We start from the raw sequence: 25,502 nt of genomic DNA on the forward strand, positions 1-25,502 counted from the left end.
CACGGCAGGGCGTCATGCGCGCTCCGTGCAGAAACGCAGGCGCGAATGACCTTAGGCCTTGACGTTCGCGCGAGCGTAGTCGATCGCTTGCTGAACGGTGGTGATCTTCTCGGCTTCTTCATCCGGAATTTCCATGCCGAATTCGTCTTCGAGGGCCATCACGAGCTCAACGGTGTCGAGCGAGTCGGCGCCGAGATCGTTCACGAACGACGCTTCGTTCTTGATTTCCGCTTCCGCAACGCCCAGTTGTTCCGCGACGATCTTCTTGACGCGCTGTTCGATATTGTCCATTACCCCTCCAAGGGAAAAGAAGTTCAAAAATACAGGTGCGCGCATTTTATCAGGTTTGACCCGGCAAAAAAGCGGCGCTTCGGGTTCCTGTCAACGCATGCGCCTCGTGCTTCTGCGAACGCATCAAGGCGCGGATAGTAACCGAATTTGGTTACTGCATGTACATGCCGCCGTTCACGTGCAGCGTCGTGCCGGTGATGTAGCCCGCTTGCGGCGACGCGAGGAACGCTACCGCGTGCGCGATGTCTTCCGGGCTGCCGAGACGGCCGAGCGGAATCTGCGTTTTCAGCACGGTCTGCTGCTCTTCGGGCAGCGCCTTGGTCATGTCGGTATCGATGAAACCAGGCGCCACGCAATTGACCGTGATGCCACGGCTGCCGATCTCGCGCGCGAGCGCGCGCGTCATGCCCGCGACGCCCGCCTTCGCGGCCGCGTAGTTGATCTGGCCAGGGTTGCCGGCCGAGCCGACCACCGACGTGATGTTGATGATCCGGCCGCCCTTCGCTTTCATCATCGGGCGCAGCACCGCACGCGACAGACGGAACACCGACTTCAGGTTGGTGTCGACCACCGCGTCCCAGTCGTCGTCCTTCATGCGCATCGCCAGTTGATCCTGCGTGATGCCGGCGTTGTTCACCAGCACGTTCAGCGCGCCGAATTCCTTGACCGTGCCGTCGATCAGCGCTTCGGCCGCGGCCGCGTCGTTGACGTCGAGCACCGCGCCGCGGCCGTTCACGCCGGCCGCCTTGAACGCCTCGGTGATGGCCGTCGCGCCGCTTTCGCTGGTCGCGGTACCGATGACCGTCGCGCCCTGACGCGCGAGTTCCATCGCGATCGCACGGCCGATGCCGCGCGATGCGCCCGTCACGATTGCGATCTGCTTGTCGAGAGTCTTTTCCATCTGTCAGTCCGGATGCCCTTCAAATAGGGCTGATTGATTCTTGTTGATTCGTCTGTCAAGGGATGTCGCGCCAGCGCGGCACTGCTCTGCCGATACCCGCTTGCGGAAGCGCGCTCAGCCTGCTCTAACGAGCTTCAGCGTTTCTTCGAGCGATGCCGGATCGAACACCGACGCGCCGACGAGACTGCCGTCGATGCGTTTGGTCAGGCCCGCAAGGACCTTGCCCGGGCCGCATTCGATCACGTGCGTGACGCCCTGCGCGGCCATTGCCTGCACGCATTCGACCCAGCGGACAGCACCAGCCGCCTGGCGCACCAGCGCGTCCTTGATTTTGGCCGGCTCATTGACCACGGCGACGTCGACGTTGTTGATGACCGGAATCGACGGCACTTGCACGTCGATGCTCGCGAGGTATTCGCGCAGTTGATCCGACGCCGGCTTGAGCAGCGACGAGTGGAACGGCGCCGACACCGGCAGCGGCAGCGCGCGCTTCGCACCCTTCGCCTTCGCGACTTCGCAGGCTTTCTCGACCGCGGCCTTGTGGCCCGCTATCACGACTTGCGCCGGCGCATTGAAATTGACCGCTTCGACGACGCCCGCCACCGACGCTTCCGCGCAGACCGCTCGCACCGTGTCGTCGTCGAGGCCGAGAATCGCGGCCATGCCGCCTTCGCCCACCGGCACCGCGGTTTGCATCGCCTGCGCGCGGAAACGCACGAGCGGCACCGCGTCCCGGAACGCCAGCGCGCCGGCCGCGACGAGCGCCGTGTATTCGCCAAGGCTATGTCCGGCGACGATCGCCGGCGTTCGGCCGCCCGCCTGCTGCCACGCGCGATAAATGGCGTAGGCCGCGGTCAGCATGACCGGCTGGGTGTTGGTGGTGAGATTGAGATCTTCGGCGGGGCCTTCGGCAATCAGCTTGCCGAGGTCCTGGTTGAGTGCGTCGGAGGCTTCCTGAACCGTCTCACGCACGACAGCGTGATCGGCGAAAGCGTTGAGCATGCCGACAGCCTGCGAACCCTGTCCAGGAAAAACGAACGCGAATTTCATATCGTCCCCAAAATCTGTTTAATCGGATGTGACGGCCGGCTGCGACTGCCAGATGGCGGGCGGCATTACCCGGCCGCACGGGCGCCGCCAGCGACGCCCCGCGATGCGTCGTCGCGCTCAGTAGCGAATGACCGACGCGCCCCATGTGAAGCCGCCGCCGACGCCTTCGATCAGCACGTTCTGGCCGCGCTTGATGCGGCCGTCGCGCACCGCGACGTCGAGTGCAAGCGGAATGGATGCCGCCGACGTATTGCCGTGCTCGCCCACCGTTACGACCATGCGCTCCTGCGGCAGGCCGAGCTTGCGGCAGGTGCTTTGCATGATGCGGATATTGGCCTGATGCGGAATCAGCCAGTCGATCTGCTCGGGCTGCAGTTCGGCTTTTTCCAACGCTTCGATTGCGACCTTCTCGAGCACGTTGACGGCAAGCTTGAACACCGCCTGACCGTCCATGTGCAGGAACGCGCTGCCGGCGACCACGCCGCCGTTCACGTTGCCCGGGGTGCACAAAATGTTCGAATGGCTGCCGTCTGCGTGCAGCGCGCTCGAGAGCACGCCCGGTTCGTCGGAGGCCTGCAGGATTACCGCGCCGGCGCCATCGCCGAACAGCACGCAGGTGGTGCGGTCGTTGAAATCGAGAATGCGCGAGAAGGTTTCCGCGCCGACCACGAGGGCCGTGCGATGCTGGCCGGTGCGAATCAGGCTGTCCACCGTCGCGACCGCATAGGCGAAGCCGGAGCAGACCGCCTGCACATCGAACGCGGCGCCCTGATTCTTGATGCCGAGCTTGTTCTGCAGCAGACAGGCGGTGCTCGGGAACACGAAGTCCGGTGTGGAGGTGGCGACGACGATCAGGTCGATGGACTGCGGATCGATGTCCGCCGCTTCGATCGCACGCTGCGAGGCGATCAATGCGAGGTCGCTGGTGGTGACGTCCGGATCGGCGAAGTGACGCGCATGGATGCCCGTGCGCGCGACGATCCATTCGTCGCTCGTTTCGACACCTTGCCTGGCGAGACGTTCAGCCAGATCCTGATTGGTGACGCGGTTGGGCGGCAGGCAGCTGCCGGTGCCCAGCACGCGGGAGTAGATTGAGGATTGAGCCATTATGCCTTCGAGGATTGCGCAGCGTAGGGCTCGGCCGGCTGGCCTGCGATCGGGCTTGCGTGACCCGCACCGCTTGCGTCGCGCGCTGCCTGTTCGAGAGAACCCGCGTTCTCTTCCATCGCTCGCGCAAGGCGCTCCAGCACGCCGTTTTTGACGGCATCATACCCGCGTTTGATAGCCCACTCAAACGCGTAGGCATCGGCGGAACCGTGGCTTTTGATAACGAGACCGCGCAAGCCGAGCAGCGCGGCGCCGTTGTATTGCCGATGATCGACGCGTTTCTTGAAGCGCATCAATACCGGCAGCGCGAGCACCGCCATCACCTTGGTCAGCCACGACCGGCCGAACTCTTCCTTGATGATATTGGACAGCATCTGCGCGAGACCTTCCGACGTCTTCAGCGCGACATTGCCGACAAAGCCATCGCAGACGATCACGTCGACGGTGCCCTTGTAGATGTCGTCGCCTTCGACATTGCCATGAAAGTTCAGTGTACTCGCACGCAGCAGTTCGCCGGCGCGTTTGATGATGTCGTTGCCCTTGATGACTTCTTCGCCGATGTTGAGCAGGCCGATGGTGGGCCGCTCTTTCCCTTCGAGCGCGGACACGAGCGCGTGCCCCATCTCGGCGAACTGCAGCAGGTGCTGCGGCTCGCAGTCGACGTTGGCGCCCAGGTCGAGCATCATCGTGTAGCCGGTGGGATTGGGCAGGGCGAACGCGATAGCCGGGCGTTCGATGCCCGACAGCGTTTTCAGCACATAACGCGAGACCGCCATCAGCGCACCGGTGTTGCCGGCGGAAATGCAGGCTTGCGCCTCGCCTTCTTTGACGCGGTTCAGCGCCACGCGCATCGACGAGTCTTTTTTCTTGCGCAGCGCGACCTCGACCGGATCGTCCATCGCGACGACCTCGGTAGCTGGCACGACGGTCAGCGCCGGCAGATCTTGAGCCTTGAGCTTCTTCAGCTGCGCACGAATCGCACTTTCAATGCCGACGAGCAGCAACTGCGCATCGGGATGCGAACGAACGAAGTTGACGGCAGCGGGAACGGTCACGGACGGGCCGTGGTCGCCTCCCATGCAATCTATCGTGAGCTTTACTGTCATGGAGTGCGACGAATTTCAGACACAAAAAAGCGGCAGTTGAATGCCGCCTTTTTGCCGAACCGGGAAAATGTCAAGCGAGCCGATCGCTACGCGAAACGCCACAGGGCGCATCGCAGTCAACGACTAGTCGTTCTTCGTCTTGACGACTTTCTTGCCGCGATAGTAGCCGTTCGGGCTAATGTGGTGACGCAGATGCACTTCGCCCGTGCTCGGCTCGACGGCCAGCGGCGCTGCCGTCAGGAAATCGTGCGAACGGTGCATGCCGCGCTTCGACGGCGACTTCTTGTTTTGTTGAACTGCCATGACTAAAACTCCAAAAAATTTTCCGAATTCTAACACAGCCCGATACGGACTTAACCACTGGCCGAATGGCCAATGCGCCCACATCGCGCCCCCTGCAACTGTTCAGTGCTTCTTGCCGCCCGGTTCGTCGCGTTTCAGACTTTCGAGCGCCGCGAACGGATTGCGCCGTTCGCGGGACTGATCCGGCTCGCCGACACCGCCAACTTCGTCCTGCGCGGCTTCATCGCCCTCGCCTTCGCTGCCGTCCGCGCCCGAGACGAGGCTCTCGTGCACTTCAGGACAGACCTCGTGTTTGGGCACGAGCGGCAAAGAAAGCAGCAACTCTTCTTCGATCAAGTCGATGAGATCGAACTGGCGCGAGCCCACGATCACCTCGACTTCATCCTCGTCGAGCGGAAACTCTTCGGCTTCCGCCTCCGTATTGACGACACGGTAAATTGCATCGACGTTGAACGCCTGCGAATACGGCGTCAAGCACCGCTGGCATTCGAGCCACGCGGCGCCATGAATCGCCAGCCGCAGATAAGGCTGGGGACCTTCGGTGCCGTCGTCCTGCAATTCCGGCTGCGTCGTCCCTTCGGCCTGCCATGTGAACGCGGTGTCGCGATCTGGCGCTTCCGCCGGGACTTCGTTTAACATGCGCGGCAGTTGCGAGACGCGCACGACACCCGCGGCCTGACGTCCGCTCCGCGCAAATTCGAACAGATCGAGTTCATGCGGGTCGGACAGACCTGCAGGTTTGCCAGGATGTTGAGTCATGTGCGCTCCTGCGTCGGCAAGCAAGTTGCCGGGGTGATTCGCGAAGGACGATCAAATCCGCCGCGAAGATATCCGGTGTGCGAGGAAGCCAGTGGGGGCCAGCGGCCGTTGCGTTCAACCCTGCCGGGCTTTCTTCGACCTTCGGACTGCCGAAAGCCGCTGAACGCGCCGAGACCCTTCAAGCACAAGCATACCGTGAAAAGCCCAAAATCATATCCGTTTTGTCTTTTCGAGTCAAACACTTAAGCCCGTACGCACACGAGCCTCGCGCGACCCCGTACGACCCGCCTCTTCAGTTGCCCGCAAACCATGCCTGATTCCTCCAAACGCCCGCCACGCCTGATTCTGGCGTCGAGTTCGCAGTATCGCCGCGAGTTGCTCGAACGCCTGCGCGTGCCGTTCGACATCGTCGTGCCTGCGATCGACGAGACCCCTCTCGCCGGTGAAATGCCCGAAACCACCGCGCTGCGCCTCGCCGAAGCCAAAGCCCGCGCGGTCGCCCAAGGCCTCTCCGCCGCCGAACGCGCCCTCGTGATCGGCTCCGACCAAGTCGCCACCTATGACGGCCTGCAGATCGGCAAACCCGGCTCGCACGACAAGGCGCTCGCGCAATTGCAGGCGATGCGCGGTCGCGAGGTGCTATTCCATAGCGCGCTGTGTCTGTTCGACAGCGCGACGGACAGAGCGCAAACCGTCGACGTGATCACTCGTGTGCGCTTTCGCGACCTGCCTGACGCAGCACTCGACGCCTATCTGCGCGCGGAAACGCCATACGACGTAGCCGGCAGCGCGAAATCCGAAGGACTCGGCATCGCGCTGCTGGAGGCGATCCATTCCGACGATCCGACCGCGCTCGTCGGCCTGCCGCTGATCGCGTTGTCGCACATGCTGCTTGCGGCCAACTATCCGCTTTTGGGGACACGATGACCGGTACGCTCTATCTGATTCCGAACACACTCGGCGAAGGCGACGCAAGCGCCCTCGAGTTGGTGTTGCCCGTGGCCGTGCGCGCCCGCGCGGCGTCGCTGCACTATTACATTGGCGAAAACGCGAAAACCACCCGCGCGTTCCTGAAAAAAGTCGGCACAGAATGGCCGATTCAGGAAATCGAGATTCGCGAACTGAACGTCAATACGCCGGCTGGCGAAATCGACAAACTGCTCGCGCCGCTGCTGTCGGGCACCGACGCGGGCCTCGTCTCCGAGGCTGGCTGCCCGGCAGTCGCGGACCCGGGCGCGCTACTCGTGCGACGCGCGCACGAGCGCGGCGTAAAGGTCGTGCCGCTGGTCGGACCGAGTTCGATTCTGCTCGCGCTTATGGCGTCTGGACTGAACGGCCAAAGCTTCGCGTTTCACGGCTACCTGCCCGTCGACGCCGCCGAGCGCGCCAAACGTCTGCGCGATCTCGAGCAACAGTCGCGCAAGAGCAAACAGACGCAGATCTTCATCGAAACGCCGTACCGGAATCGTGCGTTGCTCGATACATTGCTCGCGACCTGCGCACCGTCGACGCTCGTCTGCGTGGCGGTCGATCTGACGCTGCCGAGCGAAGTGATCGCAAGCCGGAGCGTTGCGGACTGGAAAAAGAAGCCTGAGATCGACCTGCATAAGCGACCGGCGATCTTTCTGATTCTGGCGGTCTGAGCGCGGCCCCCGCCTGCCAGCGAAGAGCAGGCAGCAGCGAAACCCGCATGAGACAGAGCCCACGCGATCGGCCACAGCCGACCACGCGGGCCTCTCTTAATATGGCGAGTTCAATGCAGATTGATCTTCGAGCCGAGTGCCATCGCCCGAACCGCGCCGGCACCTACCGCCGCGCCGAATTTGCGGGCAACGCGGTCCGTAATGCTCTCTTTTACCGTGTAATCGACGATATCGGGTGCCTTGAAGATCTCGCGCGCGACGTAATTCGCATCGCCAAAACCATCCGCGAGGCCCAGCTCGACGCTTTTCTGCCCCGTCCAAAACAGACCTGAGAACATGTCCGGCGTCTCATGCAGACGCTTGCCGCGCCCCTGACGCACTGCGTCGATGAATTGCGCGTGGATTTGGTCGAGCATGACCTGCGCATGTTCGTCCATCTTCGGCGTTTCCGGCGAGAACGGGTCGAAGAAACCCTTGTTCTCACCCGAGGTATGCAGCCGACGCTGAACCCCCAGCTTGTCCATCAGGCCGGTAAAACCGAAGCTGTCCATCAGCACGCCGATCGAACCGACGATGCTCGCCTTGTCAACATAAATCTTCTCCGCCGCCGCGGCCGCGTAGTAGCCGCCGGACGCGCACATATCGCCAACTACGACATACAGCGGAATAGACGGATATTTACCGCGCAATCGCCGCACTTCGCTATTGATAATGCCCGCCTGCACCGGACTGCCGCCCGGGCTGTTGCAATACAGAATCACGCCGGCGGTATTCGAATCCTCAAATGCGGAATCGAGGGCAGTGTTCACATCTTCGGCGTTCGCATTCGAATCCGCTGCGATCTCGCCATCGATCGACACCATCGCCGTATGTCGGCCAGTCGTGGCGACCCGCTCGCCCGAAAAACTCAGACCCCCCCACACTACCAGCGCGAGCACTCCGAGAAACAGGAAGCGGAAAAAAATCCGCCAGCGCCGCGCGGCGCGTTGCTCGTTGATCGCGGCAAGCGCGATGCGCTCGAGCGCGGCGCGCTCCCAGCCGGGCTGATCGGCGGGCACACCGGAGCGGCCTCCCGAGGCAGGGTCCTTTTCGGGGGTCAAATTGTCGGACATGCGGACAGTGGAAAATTGAAGAGAAAATCAGCGCGTGACCGGCAGCAATTCGCCGTCAGGCAACCAGAATACCGCACGGCCCTCGGGCGTATCTCGTTCCTCGACCCGCACGGGACGCAATCTGCCCCCGCGACACGGACCACCGACGCATTTGCCGGTATCCGGCGCGTAAATCGCGCCATGCGTCGCGCACATCAAGTATAAGCCGGACGATTCGAAGAACTGCCCTTCCTGCCAGTCGAGTTCCATCGGCACATGAGCGCAGCGGTTCAGATAGCCGTACGGGCGGCCATCATAGCGGACGAAGAAAACCACCGCGTCCTGCCCGCCGAGCCGTGCGTCGCGCCGGATGCCTTCGCCGCCGTCGACCAGCTCGTCGGCCGCGCAAATGCGCACTGCCTGCGCGGCCGCGGCAGTCGCAGCATTCACGCCGTCGGCGCTCATGCGTTCTCCCGCAGCCAGCTGGACAAATCGCTGACGCTCGAAGCAACGAACTTCGGCGACATCGCATTCAGCGAATTCGCCGGATGCGCGCCGTAAGTCACTCCGATGCCCGCCACGCCGGCGTTCAGCGCCATCTGCAGATCGTGCGTCGTATCGCCGATCATGACCGTGCGCGCCGTATCCTGCCCCAATTCGCGGGTAAGTTCGTGCAGCATTGCCGGATGCGGTTTCGAGAAGGTTTCGTCAGCGCAGCGCGTGCCGTCGAAAAGGCTCGTCAGCCGTGCCTGATCGAGCGCGCGATTAAGCCCGACGCGGCTTTTGCCGGTCGCGACCGCGAGCAGATAGCCGACATCGCGCAACTCCTGAAGCATCTCGCGCACGCCGGGGAACAGCTCGGTGGTCTGGTCCTTTACCAGAAAATGAAAGCGATAACGCTCAGAAAGCCGGGAATAGTCGGCCGGATCGAGCGTCGGCGCGGCAATCTGCAGTGCGTCGCGCAGGCCCAGGCCGATTACATAGCTCGCGGCTTCGTCGGCGGGTACCGGCAGGCCGAGATCGCGACACGCCGCCTGGATGCTGCGCGTGATATGCGCGGTCGAATCCATCAGCGTGCCATCCCAGTCAAACACGATCAGGTCAAATTGCTCTCTAGCCATGCGAGGTCGTCTCCGGGTTGGACCCAGTGCGTAGTTCGTTGAGTTGTTCTATAAAGCCGCGGCAGTCGGCTGGCAGCGGCGCCTCCAGTTGCAACGGCGCGCCGGTGGCCGGATGCGTGAGCTTGAGCCGGTAAGCGTGCAGAAACATACGCTTGATCCCGGGCTTCGCGTTGGCACGAGCCAGAGCCTTGTTAAGCGCGAAATCACCGTATTTAGCGTCGCCGACGATCGGCAGTGCCAGATGCTGCAGATGCACGCGAATCTGGTGCGTGCGCCCCGTCTTCAGTTCCGCCTCCAACAGCGCGTAGTCCGGCCAGCGGTCGACCAGATTGAAGATCGTGTGCGAAGCGAGCCCGTCGGCCTGCACGCGCACGCGGCGCTCGCCGTCGGAGGTCAGGTATTTGTGCAGCGGCTCCTTCACCGCGCGACGGCGCCCCCAGTCGCTTGCCCATTCGCCGTGCACACACGCGTAGTAGCGCTTGTCCATCCGGTTGTCGCGGATCTGCTCGTGCAGATTGACGAGCGCCGCGCGCTTCTTCGCGAGCATCAGGATGCCCGAGGTCTCGCGATCCAGCCGGTGCACGAGTTCGAGGAATTTTGCCTGCGGTCGCGCTTCGCGCATCTGCTCGATCACGCCGAACGCGACTCCGCTGCCACCGTGGACCGCGACGCCGGCCGGCTTGTCGATCACCAGCAAATGCTCGTCTTCGAACAGAATTTGAAAGCCCGCCGCGGGCACGGGCACGTGGGCTGCCGCCTGATTCGACTGGGCGACGCGGATCGGCGGCACACGCACCAGATCACCCAGCTCGAGCCGGTATTGCGCATCGATGCGCCCCTTGTTCACCCGCACTTCACCGCTGCGCAGGATGCGGTAAATATGGCTTTTCGGCACGCCCTTGCAGACGCGCAACAGGAAATTATCGATGCGCTGACCGGCCGATCGGTCGTCGATTTCGATCAGCGACACCTGTTCGCTTGAAACCGAGCCTTCGACCGCGCCTGCAACCGATCTCTGGGATGTTTTGCCTAACTCTTTCATTCTGAATATAATTTGCCCAGCAGTCCGCGACGGCCGGCGCAGTGTCCGCACAGCGTCCGGAATGCGGGTGGATTGCGCGAGCGCAAGCGATAAACCGTTATTTTACTTGCGCCGGGGTCTGGTTGCTCGCCCTGAAAATGAGATGCAACAAGTTGCACGCACGAAGTCCGCACCCGGCAGGGACGGCGCCCGCAGGCGCGTTCGGTCAAGTTCGGCTTCGACGGTAACGGAATTTTGGTAAAAAAGAATTTAGCTTCCAGCTTCGTGATCCGGGTGGTATGACGCCCTGCTGGACGAAGCTGCAAGTCGCGAAAATACGGCGTGCGCCCGAGGCGTCTTGTAGAAAGTACAAGACATGGCGACGTCAAAAGAAAGGCGAGACACCCCCAGCAGGAAAAGACGCGCCGCCTGCGCGAACTTCCCGTTGCGGCACGACCGCGGACTTCGGCCCTTCGCTCGTGCGCCCAGTTGGCGCGCCGGCTGCATAGGACGAAGACTTGTGAAGGTCTGCTGGCTAAACGCGGCGTGTCAGGCCATGATTTGAAGCCGTGTTCGCATGTGCCCTGCGGCACCGTGCCCGTTTTTTAATCGGGCAGGGCCCTCTCAGGCAATTCTCCTGCCATCTTTCCCGCTCCAGCGTGCTTGTGAAAACACAATAAGACGCGGCACGCCTGCCCTTTACGCTCTCGCGACTGACAACCGCGCAGCTGGGCCGGCGAGGCCGCTCTGGAGCCGTTCAATGAAACGAATGTTGTTCAATGCGACGCAGCAGGAAGAGCTGCGCGTCGCCATCGTCGATGGGCAAAAACTCATCGATATCGACATCGAAACCGCCGGCCGCGAACAGCGCAAAGGCAATATTTACAAGGGCATCATCACGCGCATCGAGCCGTCGCTCGAGGCCTGCTTCGTCAACTACGGCGAAGACCGCCACGGCTTCCTGCCGTTCAAGGAAGTCGCCCGCCAATACTTTCGCGACGGCGTCGACATGCGTTCCGCACGCATTCAGGACGCGCTGAAGGAAGGTCAGGAACTGATCGTCCAGGTCGAAAAGGAAGAACGCGGCAACAAGGGCGCAGCTCTGACCACGTTCATCTCGCTCGCCGGCCGCTATCTGGTGCTGATGCCGAACAACCCGCGTGGCGGTGGCGTGTCGCGCCGGATCGAGGGCGACGACCGTCAGGAACTGCGCGAAACCATGGCGCAACTGCAACTGCCGGAGGGCATGAGCATCATCGCGCGCACGGCCGGCATCGGCCGCAGCGCCGAAGAACTGCAGTGGGACCTCAACTACCTGATGCAACTGTGGCGCGCCATCGAAGCCGCGTCGCAAAGCGGCACGGCTGGCCAGCCGATGCTGATCTATCTCGAATCGAGCCTCGTGATCCGCGCGATTCGCGACTACTTCCAGCCCGATATCGGCGAAATTCTGATCGACACGACCGAAATCCATGACCAGGCGCGCGCCTTCATGGACATCGTGATGCCGGACAACGTCGGCAAGGTGAAGCGCTACCACGACGACGTGCCGCTGTTCTCGCGTTTCCAGATCGAGCACCAGATCGAAACCGCGTACTCGCGCACGGTGCCGCTGCCGTCGGGCGGCGCGATCGTGATCGACCACACCGAAGCGCTCGTCGCAATCGACGTGAACTCGGCGCGCGCCACCAAGGGCGCCGACATCGAGGAAACGGCCGCGCGCACGAACCTCGAAGCCGCGGACGAAGTCGCCCGCCAGCTGCGCCTGCGCGACCTGGGCGGCCTGATCGTGATCGACTTCATCGACATGGAATCGGCCAAGAGCCAGCGCGAAGTCGAGCAGCGTCTGAAAGACGCGCTGAAGCACGACCGCGCCCGCGTTCAGATGGGCAAGATCTCGCGCTTCGGCCTGATGGAGCTGTCGCGCCAGCGTCTGCGCCCGGCGCTGTCGGAAGGCAGCCACGTCACGTGCCCACGTTGTAACGGCACGGGTCACATCCGCGATACCGAATCGTCCGCGCTGCAAGTGCTGCGGATCATTCAGGAAGAAGCGATGAAGGAAAACACCGCGGCGATCCACTGCCAGGTGCCGGTCGAAGTGACCGCCTTCCTGTTGAACGAGAAACGCGCCGAAATCAACAAGATCGAGTCGCGTTTCAAGGTCAATGTCGTGCTCATCCCCAACAAGCACCTTGATACGCCGCACTACAAGCTCGAGCGCCTGCGTCACGACGACGCGCGCCTCGACGATCCGCGCGCATCGTGGAAGATGGCCGAAGAAGCGGCCCGCGAGCTCGAATCGGAAACCGGCTACAGCAAGCGCGCCGAGGAAGTGAAGCCGAAGCAGGAAGCGGCGGTCAAGGGCATCACGCCCGAGAAGCCGGCTCCGAGCGCGCCGGTACGCCCGGCGGCTACCCCCGCTCCGGTCGCGGTGACGCCGGCCAGCGGCGGCTTCATCGGCTGGCTGAAAAATCTGTTCGGCATGCAGCCGGCTGCTCCGGCACCCGCCGCGCCGGCCACGACCGACAAGCAAGCCCGTCCGCAACGCGGTGAACGCACCGAGCGCGGTGAGCGCACGGGCGAGCGCGGCGGCGATCGCAACCGCAATCGCCGTGGCGGCGCAGGCGGCCGCGACGCGGCAGCACGTGGCGAAGGCCTGACCGGTGGCCGTCAGGCGCAAGCTCAGCAGCCGTCGCAGCGTCGCGAGGAACGCGAAGGCCGCGAGGCACGCGAGGGCCGTGAACCGCGCGCGCCGCGTGAGCAACGCGAACCGCGTGAGGCTCGGGAGCCGCGTGAAGCACGCGAACCGCGCGAGGCTCGCGAACGCGGCGCCGAGCGCGCCGAAGCCGCCGAAGGCACGGCACGCGCCGAACGTCAGGAACGCGGCGAGCGCCGCGAGCGTGGCGAACGCGGTGAACGCGTCGAGCGTGGCGAGCGTCGCAAGCCGCAGGCGGAAGCCGCCGCGGCGCTGACGCAAACCGACACCCAAGCCGCCGACGAACTCGCGCGCAACCGCGCCGCAGCCGGTGAAAACGGCGTGCCGGTCGATCAGGAAGCGGTCGCGCGTGACGGCGAAGAGCGTCGCCGGCGCCGTCGCGGCCGTCGCGGTGGTCGTCGCGAGCGTGAAGAGGACGTGAATGGCAACCTCGCGGCGGACGTCGCGGAAGCCGAAGGTGACAACGTTGCCGCCAGCGACGAAGCGCCGGTGCGTACCGAGCAGCCGGTCGAGCACACGCCCGCAGCCAGCGAAGCGAAGGACGTGACCCCGGTCGAAGTGGTGGTCGCCGCTGTCGCAACGGAAAGCGCCGTCGTGACCGAACTGCATGCGGCGGCCGAAACGCCGGCTCTCGCCGCGGAAAATGCCGCAAAGACCGAAAAGGTCGTGCCGGTGGAGCAAGCTCCGGTGGCGGCGCAACCGGCTATCGAAACGCCGGCGCAAGCAGAGCAAGCCGCGCCGGCCGCGAGCGAACCGGTGGCGCCGGTTGCGCCGATCGAACCGGCCGCGCATGCCGAATCGCCGGCAGTCGAGCCGGCAATGGAAGTGCAGCCGACCGTCCCGACCGAGCCGCAAGCCACCCCGGCTGCGCTCGAAACCGCGGCTCCGGCCACGATCGTCGAGGTCCCGGCAGCCGTGCCGGCACCGCAGGCCGAGATCGTCGAGCCGCAACCGGTCGTCGCACCGGAACCGGCCGTAGCCGAACCGGCGCCCGTCGCCGCGGCCCCGCAGCCGGCTCCCGTCCGCAGCGCAGCGCCCGCCGCTGCATCGGCCGATGCATTGCAGCCGATCCTCGAGCAAGCGGGCTTGATCTGGGTGAACACCGACGCCGACAAACTGCGTGCCGCGCAGGAAGCGGCGGCGCAGACGGTCAAGCCGCCGCGCGTCGTCCGTGAGCGCAAGGCGCTGCCGCCGGTCGACAGCACGCCGATGCAGCAGGTCGAAACGATCAAGCATCCGCAGTAACCCGCGTCGTTGTACGTGAAAAAGCCCGCCTTTCCCGGCGGGCTTTTTTTTGGGCGTTCTGTCTTGGCCGCGAGCCGCGTCGCGTCGCTCCCCGTATACCCCGACAACACGCGCCCTCCGGCCTGCCATCGCGGGCATTTCCGATAGAATTAATTATTCGCCGTCCGTTAAAGCCCCTGACGAAGCACTTCATGTCACGCCGCATCATCCCTGTTGCCGATCTCAGCGCGGCGCCGGTCATCACCGGCCCAGTGCAGACGCCTAGCGGCGCGCTGCACGATGCGCTCGCGCGTCCGCTGCACGATCTACGCATCTCGGTGACGGACCGCTGCAACTTCCGCTGTGTCTACTGCATGCCTCGCGCGGTGTTCGACAAGGACTATGCGTTCCTGCCGCACAGCGCGCTGCTGAGCTTCGAAGAGATCGAGCGGCTCGCGCAGCAATTCGTCGCGCATGGCGTCGAGAAAATTCGCCTGACGGGCGGTGAGCCGCTGCTGCGCAAGAACCTCGAATTCCTGATTGACCGGCTCGCCCGCTTGACCACCCCCGCCGGCCGTCCGCTCGATCTCACGCTGACCACCAACGGCTCGCTGCTCGCGCGCAAGGCGCGCAGCCTGAAGGACGCCGGCCTCACGCGCGTGACCGTCAGCCTCGACGCGCTCGACGACGCTCTGTTCCGGCGCATGAACGACGCCGACTTCGCGGTCGCCGACGTGCTCGACGGCATCGCCGCCGCTCACGCGGTCGGGCTCGCGCCGATCAAAGTGAACATGGTCGTCAAACGCGGCACCAACGACGGCGAAATCGTCCCGATGGCGCGTCATTTCAGAGGCACGGGGGCGGTGCTGCGCTTCATTGAATACATGGACGTCGGCACCTCGAACGGCTGGAACATGACCGAAGTGCTGCCTTCCGCCGACGTCGTCGCGCGCATCGCCGAGCATTTCCCGCTCGTTCCGCTCGAAGCGCACAGCGCCGCCGAAACCGCGCAGCGCTGGGGCTATGTCGACGGCGGAGGCGAGATCGGCGTCATTTCGAGCGTCACCCGCGCGTTCTGCGGCAATTGCACGCGCGCGCGTTTGTCGACCGAGGGCAAGCTGTACCTGTGCCTGTTCGCATCGAGCGGGCATGACCTGCGCGCGCTGTTGCGCGGCGGCGCGAGCGATGCCGAGATTGCCACCGCCATCGCCGAAATCTGGCAGGGCCGCAGTGACCGCTACTCGCAGCTGCGCGGCAGCCAGCCGGCCGATTCGCGCGAGCCGGCCGGGCGCCGGGTCGAAATGTCCTACATCGGCGGCTGAGCGGCCGGCGCATGTCCGTCCCCCGCGAACAGATCACCGGCCTCGTGCTTGCGGGCGGCCGCGGCGCGCGCATGGGCGGCGTCGACAAGGGACTGCAGCCGCTGCACGGCGAACCGCTCGCCGCTCACGTGCTACGACGTCTCGCGCCGCAGACCGGCCCGCTGATGATCAGCGCGAACCGCCATCCCGACATCTATGCCGCGCTCGGCGCGCCGTATCGCGCGACGGTCGTCGCTGATACGCTCCCCGACTTTGCGGGCCCGCTCGCCGGCATGCTCGCCGGACTGCGTGCCGCCGGCACGGCCTACCTGCTGAGCGCGCCCTGCGATTCGCCGTGGCTGCCGTCCGACCTCGCCGTGCGCCTCGCTGATGCGCTCGACGCGAACCACGCCGACATCGCGACCGTCACCACCGTCGACATCCGTGGCGAAACTTCGCTGCACCCAGTGTTCGCGTTGATGCGCACCGCGATCGCGGACGACCTGGCCGCGTTTCTGGCCGCCGGCGAACGCAAGGTCCGCGCGTGGTACGCGCGCCACAAGACGGTCGAAGTCGTCTTTGCCGGCGAGCGCGCGTTCTACAATGCCAACTCGTTACAAGAACTCGCCGACCTCGAACGTAATCGAGGCCCCGGCTGACATCCGCTCCGGCCGCACGGCAATAGCCGCGCCCGTCTCCGGTCGCGACGCCCAGCCATTCATGACCACGCTCAACGACTTTTCACGCTGCGTCGCGCAGTACGATCCTCATGCGCTACCCGTCCCGGCCGCTCAGGCGATCGTCCGGCAATGGGCGACGCCGGTCGCGGCCGTCGAGCGCGTGGCGTTGCGCGATGCGCTCGAACGCGTGCTCGCCGCCGACATCGTGTCGCCGATCGACGTGCCCGCGCACGACAACTCCGCGATGGACGGCTACGCGTTCAATCACGCGGCGCTCGCGGCCGGTGCGCGAGGCGGCACGGAAAGCGTCGAGCTGACGGTCGCCGGCAAGGCGCTCGCCGGCCATCCGTTCACGGGCCGCGTCGCGGCGAACCAGTGCGTGCGCGTCATGACGGGCGCCTGCATGCCCGCTGGCTGCGACACTGTCGTGCCGCAAGAGCGGGTCGAGCGCGACAGCGCTGATTCCCCTTCGATCCGCTTCGCGGCCAGCGCGGTCTCGGCGGGCGCGAACCGCCGGCGCGCCGGCGAAGATCTCGCGCACGGTCACGTCGCGCTGCATGCCGGGCGCATCGTGCGCGCCTCGGACCTCGGTCTGCTCGCATCGCTGGGCATCGGCGAAGTCAGCGTGCGGCGGCGTCTGCGCGTCGCGTTCTTTTCGACCGGCGACGAGCTGCGTTCGCTCGGCGAGCCGCTCGACGCCGGCTCGGTCTACGACAGCAACCGCTACACGCTATTTGCGATGCTGCGGCGCCTGAACGTCGACGCACTCGATCTCGGCGTCGTGCGTGACGAGCCGGCCGCGCTCGAAGCCGCGCTGCGCAGCGCCGCGGCCAATGCCGACGTGGTGCTGACTTCGGGCGGCGTGTCGGTCGGCGAAGCGGACTTCACGAAGCAACTGCTGCAGACTTTCGGCGACGTCGCCTTCTGGAGTCTCGCGATGCGCCCCGGCCGGCCGCTCGCGTTCGGCCGCCTGTGGTCCGGCGCACAGCCCGGGCTCGGCAAACCTGCGCTATTCTTCGGCCTGCCCGGCAATCCGGTCGCCGTGATGGTGACGTTCTATCAGATCGTGCGCGAAGCGCTGCTGCTGATGGCCGGCGCGACGCCGCGGCCGCTGCCGGTGATTCACGCGACGAGCCGCGTGGCGGTGGACAAGCGCCCGGGCCGCACCGAATTCCAGCGCGGCGTCGCCGAACAGGACGCGCACGGACACTGGCACGTGAGCCCGACCGGCTCGCAAAGCTCTGGCGTGCTGAGCTCGATGAGCGAAGCGAACTGCTTCATCGTGCTCGGCCACGACGAGGGCGAAATCGACGTCGGCGATCGCGTGTCGATCATGCTGTTCGACGGTCTCATCTGACGCTCCAGGCGGCGCATCGATCGCACGACATCGGCACTACATCAGCACCGGATTCGCACTCCACCCACTACCACTACTAAGACACACTGGGGTTTGACTTACATGAAAAAACAGATCTCGTTCATCGCACCAGGACAGACAGCCAAAGCGCTGATCCTCGTGTATCTGACGTTCTCGGTGCCGATCGTGCTGCTCGGCGTGGTGGTCGCGTTCGTGCGCTATGGCTCGGTGGAGCTGAGCACGGTGTTCAGCGCGCTGCTGTTGAACGCAATCCTCGGCTTCGTGCTGTTGTGGATCGCGTGCCACGCCTACAACTGGGTCGCGTCGCGATTCGGCGGTATCGAAATCCATCTGGCCGACGCACCGGAAGAGGCGTAATGTCCGCGCGCACATCTTCGTCGCGACGGAAGACAGCCTGCGCGCCGCGCCGTTTGGCGCGCGCGTGACGCGCGATGCGCCGGAACGGCCCGCTGAAAGGGCCTCAATTCCAGCGCCCCGCCTCTCATTGTTCATCGGGCTCCACACCCGACAGCGCATCGCCGAGCAGCCCGCTCGCCTCCTCGCCCGGTAACGCCTCGACGTCGCGCAGCTTGCGGTTCATCATGCGCGTGCGCGTTTCGGCGGCCTCGATCGAACGCGTGACGGTTTCGAGTTGTGCCTTGGTCTTCGCGAGCACGTCGCCGAATTTGCCGAACTCCGTTTTCACCGCGCCGAGCACCTGCCACACCTCGCTCGAACGCTTTTCGATCGCGAGCGTGCGGAAACCCATTTGCAGGCTATTGAGCAACGCGGTCAGCGTGGTCGGACCCGCAATCGTCACGCGATAGTCGCGCTGCAGCAGATCCGTGAGCCCCGGCCGGCGCAGCACTTCCGCATACAGGCCTTCGGTCGGCAAAAACAGCAGCGCGAAGTCGGTCGTATGCGGCGGCGCCACGTACTTCTCGGCGATCGTGCGCGCCTCCGCGCGAATCCGCACTTCGAGCGCGCGCGATGCTTCCTCTACCGCAACCGGATCGGCGCGCTCCTGCGCTTCGATCAGCCGCTCGTAGTCCTCGCGCGGGAATTTGGCGTCGATCGGCAGCCATACCGGCGTATTCGCGCCGCCCGGTTCCGGCCGCCCCGGCAGACGAATCGCGAACTCCACGCGATCGGCGCTCTTCGGCACCGTCGCGACGTTCTTCGCGTATTGATCGGCCGTCAGCAATTGTTCGAGCAAGGCTTCGAGCTGCACTTCGCCCCATGTGCCGCGCGTCTTGACGTTGGTCAGCACGCGCTTCAGATCGCCGACGCCGGCCGCCAGCGTCTGCATTTCGCCGAGGCCGCGATGCACCTGTTCGAGCCGGTCGGACACGAGCTTGAACGACTCACCGAGCCGCTGTTCGAGCGTCGCGTGCAGTTTTTCGTCGACGGTGCGGCGCATCTCCTCGAGCCGCGTCGCGTTGTTCGCCTCGATGTCCTTCAGACGCTGCTCGATCGTCGCGCGCACTTCGGCGAAGCGCCGGTCGTTCGCCTCGGTCAGTTGCCCGAGCTGCAGGCTCAGCGTGTCGCCGAACTGCTTCAGCGAGCGGCCCTGCTCGTCGCGCGCCTGCTGCGCCTGCGCCTGCAGGCTGTGACGCACGGCGTCGAGCTGCTGCGCGAAGCCGTCGATCTTGCCGCCCTGCACCGTTGTCATGCTGCCGAACTGCGCGGCGAGGGTTTGCTGAAACTGCGCGAAGCCGCCGCTTTGCTCGGCGCGCGACACACGCGCGGTCTCGGCGATGTCGTTGCGCAGTTGCCGCTCGAGCCGCTCGGCGGTATGCACCTGGGCGTCGACGACGGCATCGACGCGCTCGTTCAGCATCTCGAACTGCTCGTGCTGCTCCGTGCGGTCGTGACCGCGCAACAGCAAGGCCAGTGCGATCACGAGGGCGACCGCCAGCACCGCGACGGCCGCCACCAGAATCATCGTCATGAACGCGCCTTGCCGATCACGTCGGGGTTGATCGGATTCGGCGGTTGACCGGCGCGCGGTCCTACGCCGAGCCCGGCGATCAGGTTGTCCGCGGCGAGATTCGCCATCGCGCGGCGCGTGGTTTCGGTCGCGCTCGCGATGTGCGGCGTCAGCACGACGTTCGGCACGCTGAGCAGCGCCGGATTCAGCCGCGGCTCGCCTTCGAACACGTCGAGACCAGCAGCCGCGATGCGCCTGTCACGCAGCGCGTCGGCCAATGCCGCATCGTCGACGATGCCGCCGCGCGCGATGTTCGTCAGCGTCGCGGTCGGCTTCATCAGCGCGAGTTCGGCCGCGCCGATCGTGTGGTGGTTGTCTTTGGTGTACGGCAGCACCAGCACGACGTGGTCGGCGCGCCGCAGCAGATCCTCTTTCGACGCGTACTCCGCGTTCAGCTCGGCCTCGATTTGCGGCGCGACGCGCGACCGGTTGTGATAGATGACCCGCATGTTGAAGCCCTGCGCGCGCCGCGCGAGCGCCTGGCCGATGCGGCCCATGCCGATCACACCGAGCGTCGAGCCGTACAGGTCGCTGCCGAGGAAGCCGTCGTAGCTCCACTTTTGCCAGAGCCCCGCGCGCAGCCAGTGCTCCGATTCGGCGATGCGGCGCGCGGCGGCCATCATCAGCGCCCAGCCGAAGTCGGCAGTCGATTCGTTCAGCACGTCAGGTGTGTTGGTGCCGAGTACGTTCGCTGCGTTGAACGCGGCCATGTCGAAGTTGTTGTAGCCGACCGCCATGTTCGACACGACGCGCAGACGCGGTGCTGCGGCGAGCACGCCCGCGTCGATCATCTCGCCGGCCGTGAGCGCGCCGTCCTTGTCCGCGAGACGGCGCTTCAGCTCGTCGGCGGGTAACACGTCGCCCTCGTTCCAGTCGACGTCGAAGTATTGTTTGAGCCGGTCGATCACATCGGGAAAGATCGAACGGGCAACGAGGATTTTCTGCATTGCAAGTCTCCGTATCGCACGTCGAGGGATTGCCTCGGCGTTGCAGAGTCAGCGTCCAAAAAAGAGCCAGCCGGTCAGTGCGAACAACGGCAGCAACATCGCGCCGGACCAGCCCATATACGCGAAAAAGCTCGGCATGCGCACGCCGCGTGATTGCGCCATCGCCTTCACCATGAAGTTCGGCGCGTTGCCAATATAGGTGTTGGCGCCCATGAACACGGCACCGGCCGAAATCGCCGCGAGCGTGGTTGCTCCGGTGGTCATCAACGTCTGCGCGTCGCCGCCGGCCAGGTTGAAGAACACGAGATAGGTCGGCGCGTTGTCGAGAAACGAAGATAGCAGGCCGGTCGCCCAGAAGTACATGATGTCGCGCGGCTCGCCCGACGGATCGTTGACCAGATGGACGATGTCCGCGAATGCGCCGGCTTCTCCCGTGCGCAGGATCATGATGACCGGCACGATCGTCACGAAGATGCCGGCGAACAGTTTGGCGACTTCCGCGATCGGCGCCCAGTTGAAGTCGTTGCCGGCCCGGGCCGCGCGCGGCGTCCACGCGAGCGATAGCAGCGTGACGACGATCAGCGCTGCATCGCGCACGATGTTTTGCAACGCGACGTGCGTGCCGAGCACGTCGAATGTGATTTGCGGGCGCCACAGCCCGCTCATCAGCACGAGCGCGATCGCCGCGGCGAGCAGCACGAAATTGATCTTGCCGTCGATGCCGAGCGGCGCGCCGTCGGGCGTCGGGTCGAGGAAAGCCGAACGCGCCTCCTCGCGCTGGTGAAAGTAGTACGAGTCGAGTGCATAGAAAGCGGCGAGCAGCATGCCGCTCACGAACAGCATCGGAGCCGCGAGATGCGTGGTGGTCCAGAAAAAACTCACGCCTTCGAGAAAGCCGAGGAACAGCGGCGGATCGCCGAGCGGCGACAGCGCGCCCCCAATGTTCGCGACGAGGAAGATAAAGAACACGACCACGTGGGTCACATGGCGGCGATTGTCGTTTGCGCGCAGCAATGGGCGGATCAGTAGCATCGCCGCGCCGGTCGTACCCATCACGCTCGCGAGCAACGTGCCGAGCGCGAGTATCGCGGTGTTCAGGCGCGGCGTGCCGTGCAGATTGCCGCGCACGCAGATGCCGCCCGCGACGGTATAGAGCGCGGTCAGCAGAATGATGAACGGGATGTACTCGTCGAGCATGGCATGCGCGAGTGCGCCTAGCGCGGCGCTCGCACCGAAGCTGAGCGCAAATGGCGCAATGAACGCGAGCGCCCACGCCGCGGCGATCTTGCCGTAATGGTGATGCCAGAAGGCTGGCGCGATGAGCGGAAAGATCGCGATCGACAGCAGCACACCCGCGAAGGGCAAGCCCCATAGCGCCGACAAGTGCGCACCGTCGAGCGTCGCCGCATGCACTGACGGCGCGCACAGCGCGAGCGTGGACGCAATGGCGAGCCACAGGCTCGCGCGACCAGACCGAGAACTCAAGCCGATACAGGACGCGCGACCGTATGCCAGCGCACATACGACAGATACAGCGTGCTTCGCATATCCGTTAGCACGCCGCCGCGCGACGCCTTCAAGCATCCTGCACGACGATCGCATGCACCCGGTAGGGGCCGTGCGCGCCCAGCACGATGGTCTGCTCGATATCGCCGGTGCGCGATGGCCCCGATACGAAATTGACCGCGCGCGGCAGCTCGCCGCGTTCCTTGCGGATCAGGTCGAACGCCTCTTCATGACCCGCGACGATGCGCGACGCCGGCACGATCGCGATATGCGTCTCCGGCAGCAGCCCGGCCGACGCATATGTCTCGGGTCCGGACAGCAACACGAGCGTGCCGGTCTCCGCGGTCGCGCAGAAGCAGCCGGTGAGACCGACTACGTCGTTGTCTTGGGGTTTGCGAAACTCGACGGCGAGGCCGGCTTCGGCCCACGGCAGATCGCGCAGCGTCTGCCACGCGATGGCCTGCAACGGCAAGCCATGTTGCGTCAGATAGCGATGCGCGGCGGCGGGTACATCGGCGAGGGTTTGAACGGTGTCGACGGTGGTCGCCATTTTTTGCGCTTCTTCGATGAACTGCGCGCGCAGATCGGCGGGAATGTCCGGACGGGGACCGGCGGGATGACGCGCGAGATAGTCCGCCGCGGCTTCGCGCTCGGCGGCGCTCGGCTCGGGCTCGCGCCCCTGCGCGGCGCGGATGCGCGCCAGGATGTTGCGGCGGGCAATCGATGTGTCCATGGGCGAAATCCTCGTGTCGACAGCCGTGCGATATGGCGAGGATTATACCGGCGGCCTTGCACGCAAACACCCTGGCCGAACGGCATATTGCCGGGCGTCGGGAGTGCGGCGACACTGTTCGCCACATCACCCCGCACGCGAGCAGATCATGAACAGGCGATGAACCGAACAGCAGGCCGCGAAGCGCGCTACTTGGCCGCCTCTTCTTCCGGCTGCGCGATGCCGAACACCTGCCGCAGATAAGCGAGATACGCCTTGTCCTCGCACATGTTCTTGCCCGGCGAATCGGACAATTTCGCGACCGGCTGACCGTTGCAGCGAACCATCTTGATCACGATCTGCAGCGGGTTGTAGCCGAGGTCGTTGGTCAGATTGGTGCCCACGCCGAACGCGAGCTTGCAGCGGCCGCGGAAGCGCTCGTACAGCTGCAGCACCTTCGGAATGTCGAGCGCGTCGGAGAACACGAGGACCTTGGTGCGCGGGTCGCAGCGATTCGCCTCGTAGTGTTTGAGCAGGCGCTCGCCCCAGTCGAACGGATCGCCGGAATCGTGGCGAGCGCCGTCGAACAGCTTGCAGAAGTACATGTCGAAGTCGCGCAGGAACGCCTGCATGCCGTACACGTCGGAGAGCGCAATCCCGAGGTCGCCGCGATATTCCTTCGCCCACATCTCGAAGCCGAAGATCTGCGAGTCGCGCAGCCGCGGACCGAGCGCCTGGCAAGCCTGCAGGTACTCGTGCGCCATCGTGCCGAGCGGCGTCAGGCTGTGCTTCATCGCGTAGAAGACGTTGCTCGTGCCGGCGAACTGCTCGCCGAGGCCATCCTTCAGCGTGAGGATCACCTCCTCGTGCCATGGCTTCGAGAAGCGGCGGCGCGTGCCGTAATCGGCGATCTTGCAGTCGGCGTATTCCGGACGCGCGCCGAGCAGTTGGATCTTGTCGAGCAGACGGCCGCGGCCTACGTGATAGTCGGGCGTTTGCTGCGTGTTGCGGAAATAGACTTCGTTGACGATCGCGAGCACCGGGATTTCAAAGAGGATCGTATGCAGCCACGGCCCCTTGATGTCGATGTCGATTTCGCCATTGCCCTTCGGCGACGGCGTGATCGAAATGTACTTCTCGTTCAGATGAAACAGCGCGAGGAACTCGATGAAGTCGCCCTTGATGAAGCGCATACGGCGCAGGTAGTCGAGTTCGTCGTCGGTGAAACGCAGTTCGCAGAGCTTGCGCACTTCGTCGCGAATCTCGTCGATGTACGGCACCAGATCGACGTTCTGCGTGCGGCAGCGGAAGCGGTACTCCACGTTCGCGGCGGGGAAGTGATGCAACACCACCTGCATCATCGTGAACTTGTACAGATCGGTATCGAGCAGCGAAGTAATAATCATGATGGTACGAACTGGACCGCTGAAAAAACGAAAAGGGCTCACAGCACCCTTGCAACGGACACGCTGAACCGAGCGGCGCGCCAACCTGACGCATGTTACCCGAATGCGTCCGCATCCATCGTGCCACCGGCCTGCGCCGGCTGTCCGGGGCCGCTCGCGGCATCCCATAAACTAATCACAAAAACATATAAGACGCATGGGCCGATGCTTCATCTGCCTCTTAACGTTAAGTTACAATAACTCTTTTGGCGTCCGCGCCTTCCCTGATTCTGCATGCAGGAGCTGCCTGAATGACTCACGTTGTGACCGAAAGCTGCATCAAGTGCCGCTATACCGACTGCGTCGATGTGTGCCCGGTGGACTGCTTTCGCGAAGGTCCCAACTTCCTCGCGATCGACCCCGACGAATGCATCGACTGCGCTGTGTGCGTAGCCGAGTGTCCGGTGAATGCCATCTATGCCGAAGAAGACGTGCCGGGCGACCAGCAGGACTTCATCGCGCTGAACGCCGATCTGGCGAAAGCGTGGCCGAGCATCACGAAGACCAAGGCTCCGCTGCCGGAAGCCGAGGAATTCAAGGACGTGAAGGAAAAGCTCGCGCTGCTCGTGCGCTGAGCACGGCCGCCTGTCGCGCGCCCCGCCCACTTAGATTTAATATGAAGATGAACGCTGGGTATTGACAGGCGTTTAAGCCGCCTCTACAATTTCGCTTCTCTGCTGTTGTTGTTCTGTTCCTCGATAGCTCAGTCGGTAGAGCGCCGGACTGTTAATCCGTAGGTCCCTGGTTCGAGCCCAGGTCGAGGAGCCAAGAATTGCAAAAGCCCGTTAACCAAGACGGGTTTTTTTATGTAGATCAAGTTGTACTGCTGTTCCTCGATAGCTCAGTCGGTAGAGCGCCGGACTGTTAATCCGTAGGTCCCTGGTTCGAGCCCAGGTCGAGGAGCCAAAAAATTGAAAGGCCCGCATCCGTGCGGGCCTTAATGAGATGGTCAGCCTGACCCGAAACAGCCCGATCGGCTTACGCTGATCGGGCTGTTTCCTTTTTGGGAGATCGTCATGGACACCATCTCGTTGATCGGAATCGATCTGGGTAAGCATTGCTTCCACCTGCACGCACAGTCCGCATCGGGCCGTATGGTGTTCCGCAAGAAGCTCACGCGCAGCCAGATGCTGACGCTGCTGGGCAATCTTCCGCGCTGTACGGTAGTCATGGAAGCGTGTGCCGGCGCGCACTGGGTTGCAAGACGTGTGGAGGTACTGGGGCACCAGGC

At 64.4% G+C, this 25,502-nt stretch carries 24 protein-coding genes, 2 tRNA genes and 1 pseudogene; 11 read left to right on the forward strand and 16 right to left on the reverse strand.

Annotated features, from left to right (window positions below):
* Positions 1 to 51: 51 nt before the first annotated feature.
* The 7 genes from acpP to GCT19_RS28490 form a co-directional block, all read right to left on the reverse strand.
* Positions 52 to 291, reverse strand: a complete 240-nt coding sequence (gene acpP, locus GCT19_RS28460; RefSeq protein WP_004197638.1) for an acyl carrier protein — start codon at positions 289 to 291, stop codon at positions 52 to 54.
* 151 nt (positions 292 to 442) lie between these two features.
* Positions 443 to 1,192: a 3-oxoacyl-ACP reductase FabG gene (gene fabG / locus GCT19_RS28465; protein WP_013090055.1), complete on the reverse strand. Its 750-nt coding sequence runs from the start codon at positions 1,190 to 1,192 to the stop codon at positions 443 to 445.
* A 114-nt stretch (positions 1,193 to 1,306) separates the two neighbouring features.
* Entirely contained in the window at positions 1,307 to 2,242 is a 936-nt protein-coding gene (gene fabD / locus GCT19_RS28470) for an ACP S-malonyltransferase (protein ID WP_152853786.1), read from the reverse strand.
* 117 nt (positions 2,243 to 2,359) lie between these two features.
* Positions 2,360 to 3,349, reverse strand: a complete 990-nt coding sequence (locus GCT19_RS28475) for a beta-ketoacyl-ACP synthase III (protein WP_152853787.1) — start codon at positions 3,347 to 3,349, stop codon at positions 2,360 to 2,362.
* Entirely contained in the window at positions 3,349 to 4,455 is a 1,107-nt protein-coding gene (gene plsX, locus GCT19_RS28480; protein WP_013090058.1) for a phosphate acyltransferase PlsX, read from the reverse strand. Before plsX ends, GCT19_RS28475 begins: the two co-directional genes overlap by 1 nt.
* Before the next feature lie 123 nt (positions 4,456 to 4,578).
* Positions 4,579 to 4,758, reverse strand: a complete 180-nt coding sequence (rpmF, locus tag GCT19_RS28485) for a 50S ribosomal protein L32 (protein WP_006401275.1) — start codon at positions 4,756 to 4,758, stop codon at positions 4,579 to 4,581.
* A gap of 102 nt (positions 4,759 to 4,860) precedes the next feature.
* Complete coding sequence (locus tag GCT19_RS28490) at positions 4,861 to 5,517, reverse strand: DUF177 domain-containing protein (protein WP_152853788.1); 657 nt, start codon at positions 5,515 to 5,517, stop codon at positions 4,861 to 4,863.
* 309 nt (positions 5,518 to 5,826) lie between these two features.
* Between GCT19_RS28490 and GCT19_RS28495 the strand changes: the two genes are divergently transcribed.
* Positions 5,827 to 6,444: a Maf-like protein gene (locus GCT19_RS28495; protein WP_152853789.1), complete on the forward strand. Its 618-nt coding sequence runs from the start codon at positions 5,827 to 5,829 to the stop codon at positions 6,442 to 6,444.
* On the forward strand, positions 6,441 to 7,160 hold the full coding sequence (locus GCT19_RS28500) for an SAM-dependent methyltransferase (RefSeq protein ID WP_152853790.1): 720 nt from the start codon (positions 6,441 to 6,443) through the stop codon (positions 7,158 to 7,160). Before GCT19_RS28495 ends, GCT19_RS28500 begins: the two co-directional genes overlap by 4 nt.
* A 110-nt stretch (positions 7,161 to 7,270) precedes the next feature.
* On the opposite strand, the gene GCT19_RS28505 is transcribed toward GCT19_RS28500, so the two are convergent.
* From GCT19_RS28505 to GCT19_RS28520, 4 genes are read right to left on the reverse strand one after another with little or no spacing between them, the layout of a single operon-like run.
* A complete protein-coding gene (locus GCT19_RS28505; RefSeq protein ID WP_152853791.1) occupies positions 7,271 to 8,272 on the reverse strand; it encodes a S49 family peptidase in 1,002 nt (333 codons plus the stop codon).
* Positions 8,273 to 8,299: 27 nt separating this feature from the next.
* Positions 8,300 to 8,716, reverse strand: coding sequence for a Rieske (2Fe-2S) protein (locus tag GCT19_RS28510; RefSeq protein WP_018433409.1), 417 nt, complete (start codon positions 8,714 to 8,716; stop codon positions 8,300 to 8,302).
* Positions 8,713 to 9,372 (reverse strand): HAD-IA family hydrolase, encoded by a 660-nt coding sequence (locus GCT19_RS28515; protein WP_018433408.1) that lies wholly within the window; start codon positions 9,370 to 9,372, stop codon positions 8,713 to 8,715. Before GCT19_RS28515 ends, GCT19_RS28510 begins: the two co-directional genes overlap by 4 nt.
* Entirely contained in the window at positions 9,365 to 10,414 is a 1,050-nt protein-coding gene (locus GCT19_RS28520) for an RluA family pseudouridine synthase (protein WP_152853792.1), read from the reverse strand. The genes GCT19_RS28515 and GCT19_RS28520 overlap by 8 nt, the downstream gene beginning before the upstream one ends.
* Before the next feature lie 739 nt (positions 10,415 to 11,153).
* Between GCT19_RS28520 and GCT19_RS28525 the strand changes: the two genes are divergently transcribed.
* The 5 genes from GCT19_RS28525 to GCT19_RS28545 all read left to right on the forward strand — a co-directional run bounded on the left by GCT19_RS28525 (position 11,154) and on the right by GCT19_RS28545 (position 18,049).
* Positions 11,154 to 14,354 (forward strand): Rne/Rng family ribonuclease, encoded by a 3,201-nt coding sequence (locus GCT19_RS28525; RefSeq protein ID WP_152853793.1) that lies wholly within the window; start codon positions 11,154 to 11,156, stop codon positions 14,352 to 14,354.
* A gap of 191 nt (positions 14,355 to 14,545) precedes the next feature.
* Positions 14,546 to 15,655: a GTP 3',8-cyclase MoaA gene (gene moaA, locus GCT19_RS28530; RefSeq protein ID WP_018433405.1), complete on the forward strand. Its 1,110-nt coding sequence runs from the start codon at positions 14,546 to 14,548 to the stop codon at positions 15,653 to 15,655.
* A gap of 11 nt (positions 15,656 to 15,666) precedes the next feature.
* Positions 15,667 to 16,293 (forward strand): molybdenum cofactor guanylyltransferase MobA, encoded by a 627-nt coding sequence (gene mobA / locus GCT19_RS28535; protein ID WP_018433404.1) that lies wholly within the window; start codon positions 15,667 to 15,669, stop codon positions 16,291 to 16,293.
* Between the two features lie 61 nt (positions 16,294 to 16,354).
* Positions 16,355 to 17,671, forward strand: coding sequence for a molybdopterin molybdotransferase MoeA (gene moeA, locus GCT19_RS28540; protein ID WP_152853794.1), 1,317 nt, complete (start codon positions 16,355 to 16,357; stop codon positions 17,669 to 17,671).
* A gap of 102 nt (positions 17,672 to 17,773) precedes the next feature.
* Positions 17,774 to 18,049, forward strand: coding sequence for a hypothetical protein (locus GCT19_RS28545; RefSeq protein ID WP_008923126.1), 276 nt, complete (start codon positions 17,774 to 17,776; stop codon positions 18,047 to 18,049).
* Positions 18,050 to 18,173: 124 nt separating this feature from the next.
* Here GCT19_RS28545 and GCT19_RS28550 read toward each other — a convergent pair whose 3' ends face one another.
* The 5 genes from GCT19_RS28550 to pncB form a co-directional block, all read right to left on the reverse strand.
* Positions 18,174 to 19,622, reverse strand: coding sequence for a DNA recombination protein RmuC (locus GCT19_RS28550; RefSeq protein ID WP_018433402.1), 1,449 nt, complete (start codon positions 19,620 to 19,622; stop codon positions 18,174 to 18,176).
* Positions 19,619 to 20,608 carry a 2-hydroxyacid dehydrogenase gene (locus tag GCT19_RS28555; RefSeq protein ID WP_152853795.1) on the reverse strand — a complete coding sequence of 330 codons (990 nt, stop codon included), beginning with the start codon at positions 20,606 to 20,608 and terminating at the stop codon, positions 19,619 to 19,621. Before GCT19_RS28555 ends, GCT19_RS28550 begins: the two co-directional genes overlap by 4 nt.
* 48 nt (positions 20,609 to 20,656) lie before the next feature.
* Positions 20,657 to 22,192, reverse strand: a complete 1,536-nt coding sequence (locus GCT19_RS28560) for a sodium:proton antiporter (RefSeq protein WP_152853796.1) — start codon at positions 22,190 to 22,192, stop codon at positions 20,657 to 20,659.
* The gene (locus GCT19_RS28565) at positions 22,185 to 22,847 is read right to left on the reverse strand and encodes a LutC/YkgG family protein (RefSeq protein ID WP_013090074.1); all 663 of its coding nucleotides are present in this window, start codon (positions 22,845 to 22,847) and stop codon (positions 22,185 to 22,187) included. Before GCT19_RS28565 ends, GCT19_RS28560 begins: the two co-directional genes overlap by 8 nt.
* A 188-nt stretch (positions 22,848 to 23,035) precedes the next feature.
* Entirely contained in the window at positions 23,036 to 24,232 is a 1,197-nt protein-coding gene (gene pncB / locus GCT19_RS28570; protein WP_152853797.1) for a nicotinate phosphoribosyltransferase, read from the reverse strand.
* 290 nt (positions 24,233 to 24,522) lie between these two features.
* On the opposite strand from pncB, the gene fdxA reads away from it, so the two are divergent.
* From fdxA to GCT19_RS28595, 4 genes and pseudogenes are all read left to right on the forward strand, one after another.
* Complete coding sequence (gene fdxA / locus GCT19_RS28580) at positions 24,523 to 24,846, forward strand: ferredoxin FdxA (RefSeq protein ID WP_008923132.1); 324 nt, start codon at positions 24,523 to 24,525, stop codon at positions 24,844 to 24,846.
* A gap of 117 nt (positions 24,847 to 24,963) precedes the next feature.
* Positions 24,964 to 25,039 (forward strand) — tRNA-Asn (locus GCT19_RS28585).
* A gap of 62 nt (positions 25,040 to 25,101) precedes the next feature.
* A tRNA-Asn gene (locus tag GCT19_RS28590) sits at positions 25,102 to 25,177 on the forward strand.
* Positions 25,178 to 25,287: 110 nt separating this feature from the next.
* A pseudogene (locus tag GCT19_RS28595) lies at positions 25,288 to 25,502 on the forward strand (IS110 family transposase); the annotation flags it as partial.

The organism is Paraburkholderia atlantica (assembly GCF_009362785.1).
Lineage (GTDB): Bacteria > Pseudomonadota > Gammaproteobacteria > Burkholderiales > Burkholderiaceae > Paraburkholderia > Paraburkholderia atlantica.

Coding starts and splice junctions, on each gene's coding strand:
- fabG (WP_013090055.1), bottom strand. CDS start 1,192: ATGGAAAAGACTCTCGACAAGCAGATCGCAATCGTGACGGGCGCATCG.
- moeA (WP_152853794.1), top strand. CDS start 16,355: ATGACCACGCTCAACGACTTTTCACGCTGCGTCGCGCAGTACGATCCT.
- fabD (WP_152853786.1), bottom strand. CDS start 2,242: ATGAAATTCGCGTTCGTTTTTCCTGGACAGGGTTCGCAGGCTGTCGGC.
- GCT19_RS28560 (WP_152853796.1), bottom strand. CDS start 22,192: ATGCTTGAAGGCGTCGCGCGGCGGCGTGCTAACGGATATGCGAAGCAC.
- fdxA (WP_008923132.1), top strand. CDS start 24,523: ATGACTCACGTTGTGACCGAAAGCTGCATCAAGTGCCGCTATACCGAC.
- GCT19_RS28550 (WP_018433402.1), bottom strand. CDS start 19,622: ATGACGATGATTCTGGTGGCGGCCGTCGCGGTGCTGGCGGTCGCCCTC.
- GCT19_RS28545 (WP_008923126.1), top strand. CDS start 17,774: ATGAAAAAACAGATCTCGTTCATCGCACCAGGACAGACAGCCAAAGCG.
- acpP (WP_004197638.1), bottom strand. CDS start 291: ATGGACAATATCGAACAGCGCGTCAAGAAGATCGTCGCGGAACAACTG.
- GCT19_RS28525 (WP_152853793.1), top strand. CDS start 11,154: ATGAAACGAATGTTGTTCAATGCGACGCAGCAGGAAGAGCTGCGCGTC.
- moaA (WP_018433405.1), top strand. CDS start 14,546: ATGTCACGCCGCATCATCCCTGTTGCCGATCTCAGCGCGGCGCCGGTC.
- GCT19_RS28500 (WP_152853790.1), top strand. CDS start 6,441: ATGACCGGTACGCTCTATCTGATTCCGAACACACTCGGCGAAGGCGAC.
- GCT19_RS28515 (WP_018433408.1), bottom strand. CDS start 9,372: ATGGCTAGAGAGCAATTTGACCTGATCGTGTTTGACTGGGATGGCACG.
- mobA (WP_018433404.1), top strand. CDS start 15,667: ATGTCCGTCCCCCGCGAACAGATCACCGGCCTCGTGCTTGCGGGCGGC.
- plsX (WP_013090058.1), bottom strand. CDS start 4,455: ATGACAGTAAAGCTCACGATAGATTGCATGGGAGGCGACCACGGCCCG.
- GCT19_RS28520 (WP_152853792.1), bottom strand. CDS start 10,414: ATGAAAGAGTTAGGCAAAACATCCCAGAGATCGGTTGCAGGCGCGGTC.
- GCT19_RS28495 (WP_152853789.1), top strand. CDS start 5,827: ATGCCTGATTCCTCCAAACGCCCGCCACGCCTGATTCTGGCGTCGAGT.
- GCT19_RS28475 (WP_152853787.1), bottom strand. CDS start 3,349: ATGGCTCAATCCTCAATCTACTCCCGCGTGCTGGGCACCGGCAGCTGC.
- GCT19_RS28505 (WP_152853791.1), bottom strand. CDS start 8,272: ATGTCCGACAATTTGACCCCCGAAAAGGACCCTGCCTCGGGAGGCCGC.
- GCT19_RS28555 (WP_152853795.1), bottom strand. CDS start 20,608: ATGCAGAAAATCCTCGTTGCCCGTTCGATCTTTCCCGATGTGATCGAC.
- GCT19_RS28490 (WP_152853788.1), bottom strand. CDS start 5,517: ATGACTCAACATCCTGGCAAACCTGCAGGTCTGTCCGACCCGCATGAA.
- GCT19_RS28565 (WP_013090074.1), bottom strand. CDS start 22,847: ATGGACACATCGATTGCCCGCCGCAACATCCTGGCGCGCATCCGCGCC.
- rpmF (WP_006401275.1), bottom strand. CDS start 4,758: ATGGCAGTTCAACAAAACAAGAAGTCGCCGTCGAAGCGCGGCATGCAC.
- GCT19_RS28510 (WP_018433409.1), bottom strand. CDS start 8,716: ATGAGCGCCGACGGCGTGAATGCTGCGACTGCCGCGGCCGCGCAGGCA.
- pncB (WP_152853797.1), bottom strand. CDS start 24,232: ATGATTATTACTTCGCTGCTCGATACCGATCTGTACAAGTTCACGATG.